Here is a 16,888-nt window from a genome sequence, read left to right on the forward strand (position 1 = left end):
ACGAGGTAGCGTACCTAATATCAATAATCCAAGGTAAAGTATATTTTTCATCTATTTTTTATATTTATCATATAAACCTTTTCCACTTAATATAATAGGTTTAATTTTTTCTAGACGGTTTACTTTTGTTTTATCTTGTTTTGCTTCATGAATATACTCATAATATTCATTCTTTTTTGCATCACTGAGATTCTCAAAATTCCTTTTTAATTGCGGGTCGTTCTTTAATGCTTCTTCAATTAATGCGGGAATGGATAAATATTCTTTTTTCCCTGGAATGAGTTTTAATCCCATTTCTTCAATATTAATGGCCTGCTGTATATATTGTCTGAGTAGAGATTTATCAATTTGGCTTGGATCTGTAAATTTCCATTGGCGCAGGTTTTTCGTTTTTTCTCCCTGTGTTGCCGTTAAAACTGCTGCGGGATCTACTAGGTGCGATCCGTTAAAAAACCAGAGTGCAAAATGATCTTTAAATCCAGCAAATGAAATAACATTTTTTTGTTGGTACGTGAATACCGGACCACCCCATTTTGTTGTTTCTTCAAGTGGGAACTCTTCAATTATGCTGCGTAGGATTAATAATTCTTCCCCCCATTTGCTTTGCTTATCCATAAATTTGTAATAACTAGTTGGAAATAGGTAAATTGAGTTTTTCCTGTCCCCACTCAGACCAAGAACCATCATATACTTTGATGTTTTTATTCCCAAGTAAATGACTGGCAAAAGCTAGGATCGATGCTGTAACACCTGATCCACAGGTGAAGATCTGTTCATTGCTGTTATTAAATGATTTAAACAATTTTTGCAACTCTTCTTTTGAATCGTAGCTGTTTCCTTCGAGAACAAGATCAAATGGAAGATTATGAGAATTGGGAATATGTCCCCCTCTTAATCCTGCTCTGGGTTCTGGAGCTGATGCAATAAATCTTCCTTGACTACGAGCATCAATAATGCTTGTTTCACTATTTTCATAATGAGCTAACACGTAATCTTTATCTGCATACCATTTTGAATTAAAATGAGCTTTGGCATTACCTCTTTGTTTTGATTTTATATGATGGTCTACTATGGGAAAATGTTGTTCTTTCCATGCTGGAATTCCACCTTCAAGTATATAAACTTGATCAAACCCCATAATCTTAAACATCCACCAAGCTCTAGGACTTGAATATATACCCCACCGGTCATATAGTATAATGATGCTATCTTGATTGATACCTAGTTCCTGAATTCCATTTGTGAAAGTTTCTTGGGAAACAAGTGTGTGTGGTAGCGGGTTGTTTTTATCTGAAAAGGTAGTTTCGATATCAAAAAAGAGCGAGTTGCCTATTACTTCTAAGTTCGTACCCTTTAGCGATTGACCTACTTTGTCGATTGTACAATCTAATAATACAATTTTGGAATTGTTTAATTCACTACTAAGCTGTGCAGGAGTGATTAGTGAAGAGGGAAAGTACATGGGTTATTTCATTTACGTTACGTAAATTTAATCATGTTTTTGTTATAAACAAAAAAAGCCCTAGCTAAATGCTAGGGCTTAATATTATCGAGTTGATGTTAAAAACTATTTAGCGTTTTTCTCATCACCTTCCATTTGCTCTTTCAATTGTGCAAGAACGTCTAAGTCACCTAATGTAGATTTCTCAACTGAATCTTTTACTTTTTTAACAGCATTGTTTGCTACTTTAGCTTCTTTTTTACGAGCATTGAATTCTTCAACACGTGCTTCAGCTCTTTCATCTTCCCAGATACGAGAGTGAGAAATTACTAGACGTTTGTTTTCTTTGTTGAATTCAATGATTTTGAATGAAGCAACTTCGTCAACTTTAAGTGCAGAATTATCTTCTTTTACAGAGTGTTTAGATGGACAGAATCCTTCAACACCATATTGTAAAGCAACGATATCACCTTTGTCACCAACTTTCAATACAGTACCTTCATGAACTGAATCAATTGTGAAGATTGTCTCGAAAGTATCCCAAGGGTTTTCTTCTAATTGTTTGTGACCTAAAGATAATTTTCTGTTTTCTTCATCTAATTCTAAAACAACAACATCTAATTTTTCACCAACTTTAGTGAATTCGTTAGGGTGGTTGATTTTTTTAGACCAAGATAGATCAGAAATATGGATTAAACCGTCGATACCTTCTTCTAATTCTACGAACACACCGAAGTTAGTCATGTTTTTAACTACTGCAGTTTGTTTAGAACCAACTGGGTAACGCTCAACAATGTTTTTCCAAGGATCTGGAGTTAATTGTTTGATACCTAGGCTCATTTTACGCTCTTCGCGATCTAAAGTTAAGATCTCAGCTTCGATTTCATCGCTTACTTTTAAGAACTCTTGTGGAGAACGTAAGTTTTGAGACCAAGACATTTCAGAAACGTGAATTAAACCTTCAACACCCGGGATGATTTCTAAGAAAGCACCGTAATCAGCAACTGTTACGATTTTACCTTTTACTTTAGAACCAACAGCTAAGTCTTTATCTAAAGATTCCCAAGGATGCTCAGAAAGTTGTTTCAAGCCTAAAGCGATACGTTTTTTCTCATCATCAAAATCTAAAACAACTACGTTAATAGTTTGATCTAATGATAATACCTCTTTTGGATGCTCGATACGACCCCATGAAATATCAGTAATGTGAAGTAAACCATCAACACCACCTAAATCGATGAACACACCGAAGTCAGTGATATTTTTAACAGTACCTTCTAATACTTGACCTTTTTCTAATTTAGATACGATTTCAGATTTTTGGTTCTCTAAATCGTTTTCAATTAATACTTTGTGTGATACGACAACGTTTTTAAATTCGTGGTTGATTTTAACAACTTTGAATTCCATTGTTTTACCTACGTAGATATCGTAATCACGGATAGGTTTAATATCGATTTGAGATCCAGGTAAGAATGCTTCAACACCTTTGATATCAACGATAAGACCACCTTTAGTACGACTTTTAACAAAACCGTTAATGATAGCATCATTTTCCAATGCTTCATTGATAGCTTCCCAAGATTTTTGAGTTTTAGCACGTTTGCGAGATAATACTAATTGTCCATTAGCATCTTCTTGCGACTCTACAAAAACGTCAACTACGTCACCAACTGCCAATTCTGGTAAGTCACGGAATTCAGATAATGAAACCAAACCATCAGATTTGAAACCAACATTTAAGACAACGTCTTTATTGTTGATAGAAACAACAGTACCTTCGATAATTTCACCTTGATTGATTTGGTTGAAAGTACCTGCGTATTGTTCTTCTAATTTAGCGCGCTCAGCCTCGCTGTAATTTCCGAAACCTTTATCACTAGCATCCCAGTCGAATTCGCCTTCTGGAGTGATCCATGTGTTAGATTTGATTTCTTCGATTAGTTTTGAATCAGCCTCTGATTCAATTTTTTCTGTGTCTTTCACCACTTTGGTGTCAGCGCCTTGTAGCTCCGCGTTTTTCGCTGCTAACTCTTTTTCTACTTCTTGTTTTTTTGCCATTAATTATTTTTTCTCCTTTTCCCCACATTGTAGGGACTGCAAAAATACGAAAAACTTTTATTAACAAGTATTTATATCTATTTTTTTTTAAATTGTTATCCACATTTATGGAATTGCTGGCAATTTCGAGTGAAATCCACTGCTAAAACATAATTGAATTATGACTCTTCCATATGGAATTGGGCGTATGTTCCTATCAATTGTTCCAATCTAGGAGTTATTGTAGGGTGTAAATTACTTTGATTTGGTTGTACAAGTACATTTGAGAAATTATTGAGCAGTATGATCGAATTGTAACGTAAAAAATAGGGGCTATGAATTTTGTTGATTTAGAGGGAGATAGGGGATTGTGCCTTTTTTCTGGTAGCCGATATTTAAAAGCAGAATTAATAAGAAGATTGAACAGCTGTTCCGATTTATATTGTAATAAACTAATTTTTAAAAAATAGACGATATCTCAAGCCGAACTATAAATTTTCGTTATTTGCTCTGAATGAATTGTAGGTTTTTGGCCTTACGATTTTAATACTTTGTTTGGACAGAGCAATGGCCGCATTTAGTTCGTAACCTATCAGTAATATTAATGTATTGAGATACATCCAGATCATGATGACAATTAAAGTTCCAATAGACCCATATAGCTTATTGTACGTGCCAAAGTGGTTGATATAGAATGCGAATCCGGAGAAAGTTAGAATAGCTAAAATAGTAGCTAAAGTTGCTCCGGGGCTAAATATTTTCCAGCGACGGGAAGATGTTGGTGCAAATTTATAAAGGCAGCTCACAGTAAAGAAATATATACCGAATATGACGAACCAACGAGCCGCCTTTATGACAAAGGCCCAGAAACTATTGGTTATAGCAATACTATCTTTAAGATAATTAACAACAATGCCAGCATAAGTAAATATAGTCATTCCTATGGTTAAGGCTGTTATAATCAAAAAAGCGAGTCCAAGCGCAATCATTCTACGTTTTATCCACGTACGTTTTTCAGCAATAAGAGAAGCCTTATTGAAAGCCCGCATCATGGAGGCCATTCCATTGGTAGCAAAGTAAGCTGCCAATATAAAACCGAAAGATAAAAGTCCTCCATTCTGATTTTTAATAATGTCTTCTAATGTAGTCTCGACTACTTCATAAGCATTATGTGGAATGACTACTTCCAAAAAATCTAAAAGCTGTTCTTGAAAATTGTCTATTGGTATATAAGGGATCAATGTAAATAGAAAGATGATCCCCGGAAAAATAGCCAGCATGAAACTATAAGAAAGTGATGATGCTTTGCTTAAAATAGAGTCACGAGATATTTCTTGAAAAAAGAATATGGCTACAGTATAGAGAGGCAAAGATCCAAATCCAGGTAAAATCACTCCTTTACTCCATTCAATAACTTGATTGTAAGGTTTTAATTTCAATAAGTATTGATGAATATTGGACATGTTTATTCAAAGTATTGCGCCATTTTTTCAAGAAAAATGGCGGGTGGCATTGTGGGTTTGTTCTTACTGATATCAACAAATACGAGTGTTGTTTCACCTGTATTTAGGAGCTCTTCTTTTTCATTGAACAGTTCATATTCAAAAACTATTCTTACTGCAGGTTTTTTTCTGATTGTAGTTTTAATCGTTATAAAATCATCGTAACGTGCAGGTTTAATGTATTTACATTTCATCTCCATAACCGGTAGCATAACACCCATCTCCTCCAGTTCACGGTAAGAGATTCCGGTGCTTCGTAGCATTTCGGTTCGAGCTATTTCGTAGAATGCAGCGTAGTTTCCATAGTACACATAACCCATTTGATCGGTTTCTGCATACCGTACACGTGTTTGATATTCGAATTGAAACATACTATTTTTTGATATTTCGTTCGTCTAATGCTTTTTGAAATTTGCGGGCGTTTATTTGATGTTCAGCGACATTAGTAGCAAAAGCATGGTATCCAGAAAAGTCTTCTTTAGCACACATATAAATATAGTCGTGATGCTTATAATTTAATACAGCATCTATGGCAACAATACTAGGCATCATAATAGGACCTGGAGGAAGACCTTTATAGATATAGGTATTATATGGATTATCAGTTCTTAAATGTTTATTCAATACACGTCGGATAGTAAAATCTTGAGTGGCAAAAATAACTGTCGGATCAGCCTGTAAAAGCATTCCTTTTTGTAATCTGTTGAGATATAACCCGGCGATAGCGGGCATTTCGTCTTTGTGAAGTGCTTCACCTTTAACAATGGCAGCAAGAGAACTAACTTCCTGTGGTGTCAGGTTGATTGCTTTTGCTTTTGCTAAGCGATCTTTTGTCCAAAATTTTTCCCATTCATCATGAAAACGTGCAAATAATTTTTCGGGCGCAGTATTCCAATAAAGTTCATATGTATTTGGAATAAACATTGCAATGAAATTATCTTTAGTAAAACCGTATGACTTTGCTAGATTCTCATCATTTAATAGTTTTAAGAACGTGATAGAGTCAGCCTCGAAATTTTCTGCAAGTTTACCAGCAAAGTTTTCCTTTAAGCGGATATTTTCGAATCTAAATTTAACAGCATCTTGATAGCCTCCTCTCAAATTACCGATAAATCTTCGGTTGTTCATTCCTGGAGTCAAAGCATAACGACCAGGCTTAACACTCTCCGTATAATTCTGATATTTAGCAGCGCGATCAAAACTATTTGGATCTTCCACTATTTTTTGATCTTTTATTTTTTGTAATACTTGTAAATAAGTATCACCTGTATTGATATACAGGTATTTTTGATTATCTGTAACATTTGATGCTAGGAAAGTGGTGTAAGCTGTCCAGCCGAAATATCCTCCAATAATAAAGATTAGGAGTGCAATGATTTTTAACCAATTTGGTATTCTCTTTTTATTTTCCATATTTATGGATTTGTTTTTTGTTTTTGCGGTGAAGAAGGAGCTGTTACTGGTGGAGTAGCAGGGACAGTATTGGACAACGTAAGATCCACTTTGGATCCAATACTCGTGATCCCGGTCTCTAAACCAGGAAACTGTGTGATAACACGGGCTGTACTCGTATCCGACACGCCAATATCGTAAGTCACCGTACCCAAAGATAATCCTATTCCCTGTAATGCAAATTTTGCTTCCGTAACAGTCAATCCTGATAAATCCGGTATTTGAACTTCATTTGCGCCCTGACCATTACCCAATATTAAATCAATTTTAGATCCTTTTGGAATCATTCTGCCATCACGAATAGATTGCCCTGCAAATTGGGCATCTAAAACAATATCTCTTGCTATGTCTGCAATATAAGTTGTATCACCTATACGTAAATTATGGTTTTTTAGTATAGAGGATGCTTCAATTAATGTTTTATCCTTGATTTTTGGAAACGCGATTTCAGGAGCTACCTGTGTAATAATAGTTAAGTAGATTGTACGTCCGCTTTTTACATGAAATTTAGCTTCGGGATCTTGTTCAATTACTAGACCTGGTTTAGCATCCATTTGATAAACGGAATCAATTTGATATTCCAAGTTCGCATTTTCTAATGCTGAGATAGCAGCATTAATATGTAAGCCTTTTACTTGTGGAACTTCTATCGATTCATCGTGTTTGGTATATACTTTTAAACCAAGATAGATGAATAGGAAAATTGCTAAAACAAATCCAATAGCGATTAGAATGTTGTTTCTAAACGTATTCGTTTTTAAATACTGTAATATTTTTGACATTTATATTTCTTTAAAAAATCATTTTATCGTATATTTTCTAAGCAAGATTAAAGCCACTATTTTTGTTCAATATCTGCCCTTTTAAATATTGAACAAAAATATTCGTTTTTCTGTGTATAGCAAATTATATTTGTTAGAAGAATCACGATAATTTTATGAAAACAAAAATAGCATTAATAACTGGAGGTTATACAGGTGAAGCAGAAGTTTCTTTTAAAAGTTCTGCATTTGTATACTCACAGCTTGATCACAATAAGTACGATATCTATCAAATTACGATTACCAAAGATGCATGGTTTTATGTTAGTGATTCAGGAATAAAGCATGCAATCAATAAAGAAGATTTTACTTTAGTGCTTGATGATAGTATTGTTCAGTTTGAATTGGCTTTTATAATGGTTCATGGTTCACCCGGTGAAGATGGGCGATTACAGAGCTATTTTGACTTAGTTGGCATACCTTATACATCATGTGATGCGTTGACTTCGGCGCTAACAATGAATAAGGGATATACAAAAGCGATTTTGGCAGATCTTAATGATTTGTTTTTAGCTAAATCTGTCTTATTGTTTGAAAATCAACGAGCTCAAGCCGTTGAGCTAGTAGAAGATAAATTATCCCTGCCTTATTTTGTAAAACCTAATGCTGGAGGTAGTAGTATAGGTATGACCAAAGTAAAAGTGGCAGATGAACTAAAAGTAGCCATTGATAAAGCTTTTGATGCTGAAAACACCGGTAGCCAGGTTATTGTTGAGGAGTTTGTAAACGGCCGTGAATTTTCGGAAGGTATTTATCGTAATGTCGACGGGGAATTGGTTGTTTTACCGGCTACTGAAGTGAAAACAACACGTGAGTTTTTTGATTTTGAGGCAAAGTATATTCCCGGGCTTACAGAAGAAATTACACCAGCGGATCTGGATGTAAATCAGCAATTGCGTATAGGAAAGATTTTAAAAGATATTTATGTGCGATTGAATTGTAAAGGAATGGTCCGTATTGATTTCTTTTTGGAAAACGATACGGATAAGTTTTATTTTATTGAAATCAATACCATTCCAGGGCAAACTCCCCAAAGTTTTATTCCTCAACAAGTCCGCGCGGCAGGATTGACGGAACAAGAGTTTTACGGTAATTTAATCGAAGTGGCGCTAAAAAAATAACTTCAGTATGAGATTTTAAAAGTTACATTACAACTTCATGTAATGTAACTTTTTTTATTTTCTAAAATCAAATTTCGTTAGATCAGGTCTAAATTCTTTCGTTCTTTTGAGTTCTTCCTGGTAGATAATTTGGCCTATGTTTTTTAGAAATGGGTAGGTGACAGTTTCATACTCGTAGATTCCATCATTATAAATTCCATTTTCATTAGATTGGATTACTACAGCCAATAGGAACTCTATCCCCTTTTCAAAATCAACAATGTATGCGTTATCAATATTATAACCATAGGAATCTCCATATTTATTGAAAATGCGAATATTTGGATTTATTGTTGCCTTTTTATCACGGCCATAAAAAAGCAATTTACTATATGTCGGCCAGAATTCAGTTGTGTCATATTTAGGGTAATCCGACTCAAACGGATAACGCGACATGTAGTCGTACAAAAATGAATAATCATCATTTGTTAATTTGAATCTTTTGCGAGCATCGAAAGCTTCCGGGAAAAGTAATTTTTTCATGATCAGTTGCTGATCATCTAACGGGTAAACATTTAACCCTTCAAAACTCCATTGTTCATGAATAAGCTCGTCTTTGTCATTCATGTAACCTTTTCCTTGACGAGTATTTTCTAGCTTAATAGGGTAGTCGTTTGGATCAAATTGGGCATCCTGTTTATAGAGGGTTTTATCTTCTAAGTAGAAAGTAATGGGATTGGTGTGTTTTGCCCAGACACCTTTGTCACCTATGGCCAGTCTATTGACAATGCGTGAGTTTTGTGCGCCATGCTTTTGTAATTTGCTATTCAATTCAGCACGTCCGATAAATTCGAAAAGTCTGTTCTGTGCGTCATTGTCACTTGTCAAAAGGATTTTTTTAATATATTGACCAACTGACGGGAGACCATTTTTAGCAGACTCATCTTGTACAACAGCTGTTTGTTTCTCATAAGAAGAGTCGATTCTTAACGGTGTATCTTTTGATAATCCAGCAATCTTTAGCTCATTTATTTTTTCTAATGCTAGGATTGCCGTTGGGAGCTTAACTGTGCTGGCAGGATAGAAATACCAGTTTGGATTTAATCTATAACTGAATGATTTAAAATGTGGCACATTATTTTTATCCCGATCAATTTGCGTATAGAGAATTTGAACTTCATTTTTACTCGGGTGATCTAAGATCTTTTCTAACAATTCGGGATGGCCTTGTAATAATTTTTCGAGGTAAATTGTATCCATTTTTTGAGCAAAGGAGTAAGGAATGATACTGATGAAAAAAAATGTTAGAAATTTATGCATAATTGGATTTAGTATACTGATTTTCGAAAGGATGGTTTACAATAAAGGCTTCTTACAATTAGAGAAGCCTTTATATTTATTTTTTGACGTACACCTGAAAGCTATAGTCAAAAGCATGTTTTTCATCTTTTTCATGCGTGTCTTCGCTTTCTAATATCCATTCATGTGCTGGTAATTCTGGAAAGTAAGCATCTCCATCAATAGTTGTATGCAACCTGGTCAATAATATTTTATCTGCGAATGGTAACGTTTGTTTAAATATTTCGCCACCACCAATAACAAAGATCTCTCTTTCATCTCTGCAATAATTTAATACTTCTTGAAAGCTATTGGCGATATCCACATCATCAGATTTTGCGGTCATGTCTCTTGTCAAGATAATATTTCTGCGATCTGGTAATGGTTTACCAAGAGACTCAAAAGTTTTTCTCCCCATAACCACACTATGTTCAAGTGTGTTTTTTTTGAAATATTTAAGATCATTTGGTAAATGCCAAGGCATTTTATTTCCTTTACCGATTACATTATTTTCAGTAGCGGCGACAATTAATGTTATTTTAAGTTTACTCATTTCTATAGGTTACACATGTATATAAAGAAGATTCTTTTTAAACTGCTACAGGAGCTTTAATATGCGAATGGGATTCATAATTTAACAACTCGAAGTCCTCAAATTTAAAATCAAAGATATCTTTTACTTCTGGATTGATTTTTAATTGAGGTAAAGCCTTTGGTTCACGGCTCAATTGTAATTCTGTTTGTTCGAAGTGATTACTGTATATATGGGCATCTCCTAACGTGTGAATAAATTCAGCGGCTTCCATATCACAAACCTGTGCCACCATCATGGTTAATAAAGCATAAGATGCAATATTAAATGGTACACCTAGAAAGATATCTGCACTTCTTTGATATAGCTGACAAGACAACTGTGGTTTTAAGATTCCATTTTCAGGATCAGCAGGAGCAACATAGAATTGAAAAAATGCATGACAAGGAGGTAAAGCCATATTTTCAATTTCTGCAACATTCCAGGCAGACACAATGATTCTTCTTGAATCGGGTGAAGTCTTCAATTGCTTGATTATTTTTTCAATCTGATCGATATGGCCTCCATCAGGAGTTGGCCATGAACGCCATTGTGATCCATAAACAGGACCTAAATTACCATTTTCATCAGCCCACTCATCCCAGATACTGACACCATTGTCTTTTAAATATTTGATGTTTGTTTCACCTTTCAAAAACCAGATCAATTCATGGATAATTGATCTTAAATGTAATTTTTTTGTCGTAACAAGTGGAAAGCCCTCCTTTAAATTGAAACGCATCTGATATCCAAATACACTTTTAGTTCCAGTTCCAGTACGGTCAGTTTTAATAACCCCGTTTGTATATACGTGCTTTAGTAAGTCAATATATTGTTTCATTGTAAATAGTTGCTTTTATTTATTTTGTGATTAACAAACAGCGTCTTTTTGGCTGTAATATACCAACAAAGATGCTCGCTGTATAATCATGTAATATTCTATACGAAGGTAAGATTTTTTGAAGTATTCTCATGAAAATTTATAAAAGTGTGCACATCATTTTCATATGTGTTACACTATCATAGCAATGTAAAGAAAGACTGTAAAATAAAGAAATCAAAACTGATATTGTTAAATTTTGGATCATTAAAATCTCATAATTAATTGAAAAACGTTTAAATCAGAATTAAGAATTTTCATTTGGAGCTTTTTGTTGTATTTTTGCAAAATCATTATGAGTAAAAAAGTAGCTTTCTATACCTTAGGATGTAAATTGAATTTTTCAGAAACATCCTCCATAGGTCGTGTCTTTCAAGATGCGGGTTATGAAACCACGCCATTCAATAGTGCGGCAGATGTTTATGTTATTAATACATGTTCAGTAACGGATCATGCAGATAAGAAATGTCGCAAGGTAGTAAAGGAAGCACTTAAATATTCACCTAATGCTTATATCACCATTGTCGGTTGTTATGCGCAGTTGAAACCAGCTGAGATTGCTGAAATTCCGGGAGTGGATATGGTTTTAGGTGCCGCAGAAAAGTTCAATATTATCGAACATATCAATGATCTGACAAAAAACGAGAAGGCTGTTGTTCATAATGCACCAATTGATGAAACCAATCAATTTGTATCTGCATATTCAATCGGTGACCGTACGCGTACATTCCTAAAAGTACAAGATGGATGTGATTATTCTTGTACTTTTTGTACAATTCCTCTTGCTCGTGGAGCAAGCCGTTCGGGGAAAATTGAGGATATCGTACGTCAAGCCGAGGAAATTGCGGCATCTGGCGTAAAAGAAATTGTGCTAACGGGTGTAAATATCGGTGATTTTGGTATTCGAGACGGTAAACGACAAGATAAATTCTTAGACCTTGTAAAGGCTTTGGACGAAGTGTCAGGAATAGACCGTATCCGTATTTCTTCGATAGAGCCAAATCTTTTGGCCAATGAGATTATTGAATTTGTAGCACAATCAAAACGTTTTGTTCCACATTTTCATATGCCTTTACAGTCTGGAAATAATAAAGTATTGAGTATGATGCGTCGGCGTTACAAGCGAGAGCTGTATGCACAGCGTGTGGAGAAGATTAAGGAATTAATGCCGGATTGCTGTATTGGCGTTGATGTCATTGTAGGATTTCCTGGAGAGACTCGTGAAGACTTTATAGACACTTACAATTTTTTAAATGACATGGACATTTCCTATTTGCATGTCTTTACTTATTCTGAACGTGAAAATACAATAGCTGCACAGATGGAAGGGGCTGTCCCTGGATCTCAGCGCAGTGACCGTAGTAAAATGCTGCACATTTTATCAGAGAAAAAACGTCGTGCTTTCTATGAGAAACAATTGGATAAAGTAGGCGAAGTACTTTTTGAGAGTGATGAGAAGGACGGATATATGCATGGTTTCTCCAAAAATTATGTGAAAGTTCGTACAGCCTACGATCCTTTGCTGGTCAACGAAGTTGCACATGTGAAATTCTTATCGATCACAGATGGTTGTGAAGTTGAAATAGAAGAGTTAAAAGAAATATTAGCACACTAATGCTAGATGATATAAAAGATAAGGGCTCAATTCGATTAGAATTGAGCCCTTGTCGTTATGCAACTTTTTCCTTTTTAGCATTTAACCAAATGACGGTTGCTAATATCATGAATACACCTATCCATTGAATAGGACTTACAGTTTCTTTAAGTATGAAGTATGACATAGCAGTTGCTACTGGTAGTTCTGCAGAACTTAAAATACCACTTAGAGAATAACCGATTTTAGGAATTCCATAAGCAAATAATAATGGTGGAATAACAGTTCCGAAGAAAGAAAGAATAAGTCCGAAATGCCATATGCTGTCACCTAAAGCTCCCGATATTAAAAATGTTGGCGGAAAGATGGAACAGATCATGATGCAGGATCCAGTGACCATTAATGCACTTTTTTGAACTGGCGGATAGTCATTTCCAACTCGTCCGTTAACAATTAGAAATACTGCATAAGCAGTTGCTGCTAATACTCCGTAGGTAATGCCGGTCCAATTGAGTTTATCGATTCCTTGTTCAATAAGACCTGTTGCAAATACAGTGCCTATAAGTACAATTGCAATACCAATCAATTGACGATTAGTAGGTCTATTTTTGAATATAATATATTCAATTAACGTTCCTATCCAGATGTATTGCATTAATAGAACAATCGCCAATGAAGCAGGCACTAATTGAACGCATTTGTAATAAACTAAACTTACTAGACCTGTAGAAATACCACTGATAACAATTTTCCATTTATTAGATTTTTTAGAGAAACCATGATTTGCTTTTGGGTTTAGTAACTGAATCAGTAGATAAACTGCCCATAAGATAATCATTCCAAAAATAGCTTGTACTCCAGTTACTTGCCCTAAAGTGTAATCTTGCGCATATGCTTTTTTGACAAATGTTGACAACAGTCCAAAACTACTTGCACCGACAAATACAGCAATAGCACCTTTTAATTTTTCCATATTATATTTTACAAATTCCGACAAAATTACAATTTGAAAAGAGATATGAAGAAAGAAGGGCTTGTTTGCCAGTTAAATTTGGTTTTATTACATTTACCTAACATTTGATATTGATATGTCTATAAAACGTAATATATTATTTTTTTTCAGCCTGATACTTTTACTCAGTAGTTGTTCAGTTAATAAAAAGGTGAACAGTAACAGTGGCCACAGCAGTACAGTTTTGACAGATGCCAGTGAAGCTAGAGGTAAGAATTATAGTACAAGCTCATTAGATAATTACGCAGATCTTTTGCAAGTAAAGAAAAAGGAACTCAATCCTACGCTTTATTCTTTTATTGACGAATGGATGGGTATACCACATCGAATGGGAGGTGCAACAAAAAGAGGGGTGGATTGTTCAGGTTTTGTTAATATATTATATCTTAAAGTATATAAAGAGAATTTACCTCGTTCATCTAGAGATATGGATGGTGCAATTAAGAGCAAGCGAAATTCCCAACTTAAAGAAGGTGATTTGGTTTTTTTTTCGTTCGGGGGACGTAATGTGGATCATGTTGGCGTATATCTGCATAATAATAAATTTGTACATGTATCGACAAAAAAAGGTGTTATTATTTCTGACTTAAAAGATTCGTGGTACGCCAAATATTTTACGAATGCTGGAACACCAAAATCCTGATTGGTAATACGAATTCCCTTTTTTATGTCAAATAATAGATAAAACTTTATAAAGCTATTTTAATCCTTATTTTTGTCAAAAACTAAAATAAAGATGAGTATCAAGGGTAAAAAGATTTTTTTGGGTTTATGTATTGTTGTACCATTTCTAATTTACTGTGTTTACTACTACAGTAATATGATTAGCAATGCGCCTTTCCGTTTCACAGATTTTCAGTCTGTGGTCTTTCGATACGGTGAGCCTAATCATATGGATAATCAGTATGATTCAAAAACTGGAATTTTTCAGTATGTGACCAAAACAAACGAGATAGAGCGTGATACGGTTCGCATGACTAAAGATGATTTGCTTTACTTACATCGGAAAGCTCAAGAATTAGGTTTTTGGAATTTGGATGATGACATGACGGGACCTGAAGCAAAAGTAAATCCTGAAACAGAAACGCCTCGTTTTTATTTAGAGATGAATTATAAAGACAAATCAAAAAAAGTCACGATGGACGCTGATTTTGCTGGTAATGAAAAAATGCGAAATGCAGGAAAGTCTATGATCGATGAAGTCAACCGAATATTAGCCGCGGCTCAATCTAGATCAAACGTTAAGTAGATAAAATAAAATATTATATACAAAAAAGGGATAATCATATGATTATCCCTTTTTTGTATATAAATTAACAGTTTGTTAAACATCAGGTGACTATTGATTCATATTAGAGTATTAGCTTCGGCTTTAATTATGTTATATATTCAAATGAAAAATATTTTTGCTGTTGCAACAGCTTTATCTTTAAGTTACACGGTTAGCGCTCAGGAAATTGCAAAAGGTGTTGTTTTTGATGATATCAATAAAAATGGAATTCTTGATAAAAAAGAACGGGGTATACCAAATGTCTCTGTGAGTAATGGGGTAGAGGTCGTTCAAACTGATGCTCAGGGTCAATATAAATTGCCTGTTGATGAAGACAATATTATTTTTGTTATTAAACCTGCTGATTATGCACTACCGCTTAGTGCAGCAAATCAACCAAAATTTTATTATATACATAAACCTCAGGGAAGTCCGGAATTGACCTATAAGGGAGTTTCACCTACTGGAAAATTACCTAAGGATATCAATTTTGGTTTGACAGCTCAATCTGAATCAAGAGATTTTTCTGCGTTTGTATTTGGAGATCCACAAGCTTATGATATGACCGAAATGGATTATTTTAAAAGAGGAATTATAGATCGTATATCCAATAAAAATGCTGCTGTGTTTGGGATCAGCTTAGGAGATCTAGTTGGTAATGATTTGTCATTGCATCCGGCATATAAAAGTACAATTTCATTAATGGGTTTACCCTGGTTTAATGTAATTGGTAATCATGATTTAAATTTTGATACAAAAGAAGATAGCTATTCGGATGAAGCTTTTGAAGCTTCTTTTGGTCCCGCAACTTATTCTTTTAATTATGGAAATGCTCACTTTTTAGTTCTTGATGATATTATTTATCCTAATCCTGATACAGGAAAAGGATATAAAGGAGGTTTGCGTAAAGATCAATTGGAGTTTATTGCCAATGATCTGAAGTTTGTACCAAAAGATAAGTTAATTGTATTGGCTTTTCACATCCCGCTTGAACATGAAAATTCTGAGGTTTTCCGTACTGAAGATCGTGATCGATTATTTGATATTTTAAGTGAATTTCCCCACACACTTTCTTTATCGGCTCATACACATTTCCAGCAACAAAATTTCTTTGGCGCTAAGGATGGCTGGAAGCAATCAAAACCGCACCATGAATATAATGTAGGAACAACTTCTGGCGATTGGTACTCTGGAGAACTGGATGAAAATGGAATACCTGTATCGACCATGCGAGATGGTACCCCAAAAGGTTACGCTATTTTAAATATTAAAAATAATCAATATACATTTGATTATAAGGTGGTAGGGAAAGATGAGGCTTATCAAATTGCACTATCTGGACCATCAATTGTAGATCAAAAATATGTACAACGATACCCAGTTTATGCAAATTTTTTTATTGGAAAAGAAGGTGATCAAGTATTATATCGTATAAATGATAGTCAATGGAAAGAAATGGATCAGGTCAAAGAAGTTGATCCATCCTTTGATGATGCGGTTAAGCAGTATGACCTAGCAACCGATTATAAAGAGGGAAGAAGGCCTTCTGATGGTACTAATAGTTCTCACTTATGGAGATTGAAATTGCCAAAGTTAAAGGCAGGAGAATATAAAATTGAAGTGAAAGCCACTGATTTATTTAACCGGATACATACAGCTGTAAAGGAAATTGAGGTTGTAAATAAAACAAAATAGTAAATAACCATATAAAACCGTGAAGCAACCTTTTTAAGGTTGCTTTTTTTATAAATAATGATGAAAGATTAAACTTTAGTTAAGGATTGCTTAATATGACAACTTTATATTTGTATCAGAGTAATTTTTGATTCATATAGTAAAGGGTTAATGTGGGGTCTGTTGGGAAACA

The 16,888-nt window shown here is 34.5% G+C and carries 16 protein-coding genes; 5 read left to right on the plus strand and 11 right to left on the minus strand.

Annotation, left to right across the window (positions count from 1 at the left end):
• Positions 1-51: 51 nt before the first annotated feature.
• The 7 genes from HCX49_RS24180 to HCX49_RS24210 all read right to left on the minus strand — a co-directional run bounded on the left by HCX49_RS24180 (position 52) and on the right by HCX49_RS24210 (position 7,217).
• Positions 52-615: a YdeI/OmpD-associated family protein gene (locus HCX49_RS24180; RefSeq protein ID WP_132772152.1), complete on the minus strand. Its 564-nt coding sequence runs from the start codon at positions 613-615 to the stop codon at positions 52-54.
• Between the two features lie 13 nt (positions 616-628).
• Positions 629-1,462, minus strand: coding sequence for a sulfurtransferase (locus tag HCX49_RS24185; protein WP_168128371.1), 834 nt, complete (start codon positions 1,460-1,462; stop codon positions 629-631).
• Positions 1,463-1,567: 105 nt separating this feature from the next.
• Positions 1,568-3,502, minus strand: a complete 1,935-nt coding sequence (gene rpsA / locus HCX49_RS24190) for a 30S ribosomal protein S1 (protein WP_021190131.1) — start codon at positions 3,500-3,502, stop codon at positions 1,568-1,570.
• A 467-nt stretch (positions 3,503-3,969) separates the two neighbouring features.
• Positions 3,970-4,944 (minus strand): YihY/virulence factor BrkB family protein, encoded by a 975-nt coding sequence (locus HCX49_RS24195; RefSeq protein WP_031288364.1) that lies wholly within the window; start codon positions 4,942-4,944, stop codon positions 3,970-3,972.
• 2 nt (positions 4,945-4,946) lie between these two features.
• Positions 4,947-5,354, minus strand: a complete 408-nt coding sequence (locus HCX49_RS24200; RefSeq protein WP_168128372.1) for an acyl-CoA thioesterase — start codon at positions 5,352-5,354, stop codon at positions 4,947-4,949.
• A gap of 1 nt (position 5,355) precedes the next feature.
• Entirely contained in the window at positions 5,356-6,396 is a 1,041-nt protein-coding gene (mltG, locus tag HCX49_RS24205; RefSeq protein ID WP_021190134.1) for an endolytic transglycosylase MltG, read from the minus strand.
• Between the two features lie 2 nt (positions 6,397-6,398).
• Positions 6,399-7,217, minus strand: a complete 819-nt coding sequence (locus HCX49_RS24210; protein WP_132772155.1) for a PASTA domain-containing protein — start codon at positions 7,215-7,217, stop codon at positions 6,399-6,401.
• Between the two features lie 155 nt (positions 7,218-7,372).
• Between HCX49_RS24210 and HCX49_RS24215 the strand changes: the two genes are divergently transcribed.
• On the plus strand, positions 7,373-8,377 hold the full coding sequence (locus tag HCX49_RS24215) for a D-alanine--D-alanine ligase (RefSeq protein ID WP_132772156.1): 1,005 nt from the start codon (positions 7,373-7,375) through the stop codon (positions 8,375-8,377).
• A 54-nt stretch (positions 8,378-8,431) separates the two neighbouring features.
• Here HCX49_RS24215 and HCX49_RS24220 read toward each other — a convergent pair whose 3' ends face one another.
• The 3 genes from HCX49_RS24220 to HCX49_RS24230 all read right to left on the minus strand — a co-directional run bounded on the left by HCX49_RS24220 (position 8,432) and on the right by HCX49_RS24230 (position 11,106).
• Entirely contained in the window at positions 8,432-9,616 is a 1,185-nt protein-coding gene (locus HCX49_RS24220) for a serine hydrolase (protein ID WP_168128373.1), read from the minus strand.
• 136 nt (positions 9,617-9,752) lie between these two features.
• On the minus strand, positions 9,753-10,247 hold the full coding sequence (locus tag HCX49_RS24225) for a dihydrofolate reductase (RefSeq protein WP_168128374.1): 495 nt from the start codon (positions 10,245-10,247) through the stop codon (positions 9,753-9,755).
• Positions 10,248-10,284: 37 nt separating this feature from the next.
• Entirely contained in the window at positions 10,285-11,106 is an 822-nt protein-coding gene (locus tag HCX49_RS24230) for a thymidylate synthase (RefSeq protein ID WP_132772159.1), read from the minus strand.
• Between the two features lie 334 nt (positions 11,107-11,440).
• Between HCX49_RS24230 and mtaB the strand changes: the two genes are divergently transcribed.
• The gene (gene mtaB / locus HCX49_RS24235; RefSeq protein WP_183915780.1) at positions 11,441-12,760 is read left to right on the plus strand and encodes a tRNA (N(6)-L-threonylcarbamoyladenosine(37)-C(2))-methylthiotransferase MtaB; all 1,320 of its coding nucleotides are present in this window, start codon (positions 11,441-11,443) and stop codon (positions 12,758-12,760) included.
• A 55-nt stretch (positions 12,761-12,815) separates the two neighbouring features.
• On the opposite strand, the gene HCX49_RS24240 is transcribed toward mtaB, so the two are convergent.
• Positions 12,816-13,712: an EamA family transporter gene (locus HCX49_RS24240; RefSeq protein WP_168128375.1), complete on the minus strand. Its 897-nt coding sequence runs from the start codon at positions 13,710-13,712 to the stop codon at positions 12,816-12,818.
• A gap of 190 nt (positions 13,713-13,902) precedes the next feature.
• Here HCX49_RS24240 and HCX49_RS24245 point away from each other — a divergent pair, with 190 nt between their 5' ends.
• The 3 genes from HCX49_RS24245 (at position 13,903) to HCX49_RS24255 (ending at position 16,716) form a co-directional block, all read left to right on the plus strand.
• Positions 13,903-14,394, plus strand: coding sequence for a C40 family peptidase (locus HCX49_RS24245; protein WP_311732299.1), 492 nt, complete (start codon positions 13,903-13,905; stop codon positions 14,392-14,394).
• 93 nt (positions 14,395-14,487) lie between these two features.
• Complete coding sequence (locus tag HCX49_RS24250) at positions 14,488-15,000, plus strand: hypothetical protein (protein WP_232789200.1); 513 nt, start codon at positions 14,488-14,490, stop codon at positions 14,998-15,000.
• A gap of 144 nt (positions 15,001-15,144) precedes the next feature.
• Entirely contained in the window at positions 15,145-16,716 is a 1,572-nt protein-coding gene (locus HCX49_RS24255; RefSeq protein WP_168128377.1) for a calcineurin-like phosphoesterase C-terminal domain-containing protein, read from the plus strand.
• The last annotated feature ends 172 nt before the right edge of the window (positions 16,717-16,888 follow it).

It is taken from the genome of Sphingobacterium sp. B16(2022) (assembly GCF_012030425.1).
GTDB classification, from domain to species: domain Bacteria; phylum Bacteroidota; class Bacteroidia; order Sphingobacteriales; family Sphingobacteriaceae; genus Sphingobacterium; species Sphingobacterium anhuiense.

Coding starts and splice junctions, on each gene's coding strand:
- HCX49_RS24180 (WP_132772152.1), bottom strand. CDS start 615: ATGGATAAGCAAAGCAAATGGGGGGAAGAATTATTAATCCTACGCAGC.
- HCX49_RS24185 (WP_168128371.1), bottom strand. CDS start 1,462: ATGTACTTTCCCTCTTCACTAATCACTCCTGCACAGCTTAGTAGTGAA.
- rpsA (WP_021190131.1), bottom strand. CDS start 3,502: ATGGCAAAAAAACAAGAAGTAGAAAAAGAGTTAGCAGCGAAAAACGCG.
- HCX49_RS24195 (WP_031288364.1), bottom strand. CDS start 4,944: ATGTCCAATATTCATCAATACTTATTGAAATTAAAACCTTACAATCAA.
- HCX49_RS24200 (WP_168128372.1), bottom strand. CDS start 5,354: ATGTTTCAATTCGAATATCAAACACGTGTACGGTATGCAGAAACCGAT.
- mltG (WP_021190134.1), bottom strand. CDS start 6,396: ATGGAAAATAAAAAGAGAATACCAAATTGGTTAAAAATCATTGCACTC.
- HCX49_RS24210 (WP_132772155.1), bottom strand. CDS start 7,217: ATGTCAAAAATATTACAGTATTTAAAAACGAATACGTTTAGAAACAAC.
- HCX49_RS24215 (WP_132772156.1), top strand. CDS start 7,373: ATGAAAACAAAAATAGCATTAATAACTGGAGGTTATACAGGTGAAGCA.
- HCX49_RS24220 (WP_168128373.1), bottom strand. CDS start 9,616: ATGGATACAATTTACCTCGAAAAATTATTACAAGGCCATCCCGAATTG.
- HCX49_RS24225 (WP_168128374.1), bottom strand. CDS start 10,247: ATGAGTAAACTTAAAATAACATTAATTGTCGCCGCTACTGAAAATAAT.
- HCX49_RS24230 (WP_132772159.1), bottom strand. CDS start 11,106: ATGAAACAATATATTGACTTACTAAAGCACGTATATACAAACGGGGTT.
- mtaB (WP_183915780.1), top strand. CDS start 11,441: ATGAGTAAAAAAGTAGCTTTCTATACCTTAGGATGTAAATTGAATTTT.
- HCX49_RS24240 (WP_168128375.1), bottom strand. CDS start 13,712: ATGGAAAAATTAAAAGGTGCTATTGCTGTATTTGTCGGTGCAAGTAGT.
- HCX49_RS24250 (WP_232789200.1), top strand. CDS start 14,488: ATGAGTATCAAGGGTAAAAAGATTTTTTTGGGTTTATGTATTGTTGTA.
- HCX49_RS24255 (WP_168128377.1), top strand. CDS start 15,145: ATGAAAAATATTTTTGCTGTTGCAACAGCTTTATCTTTAAGTTACACG.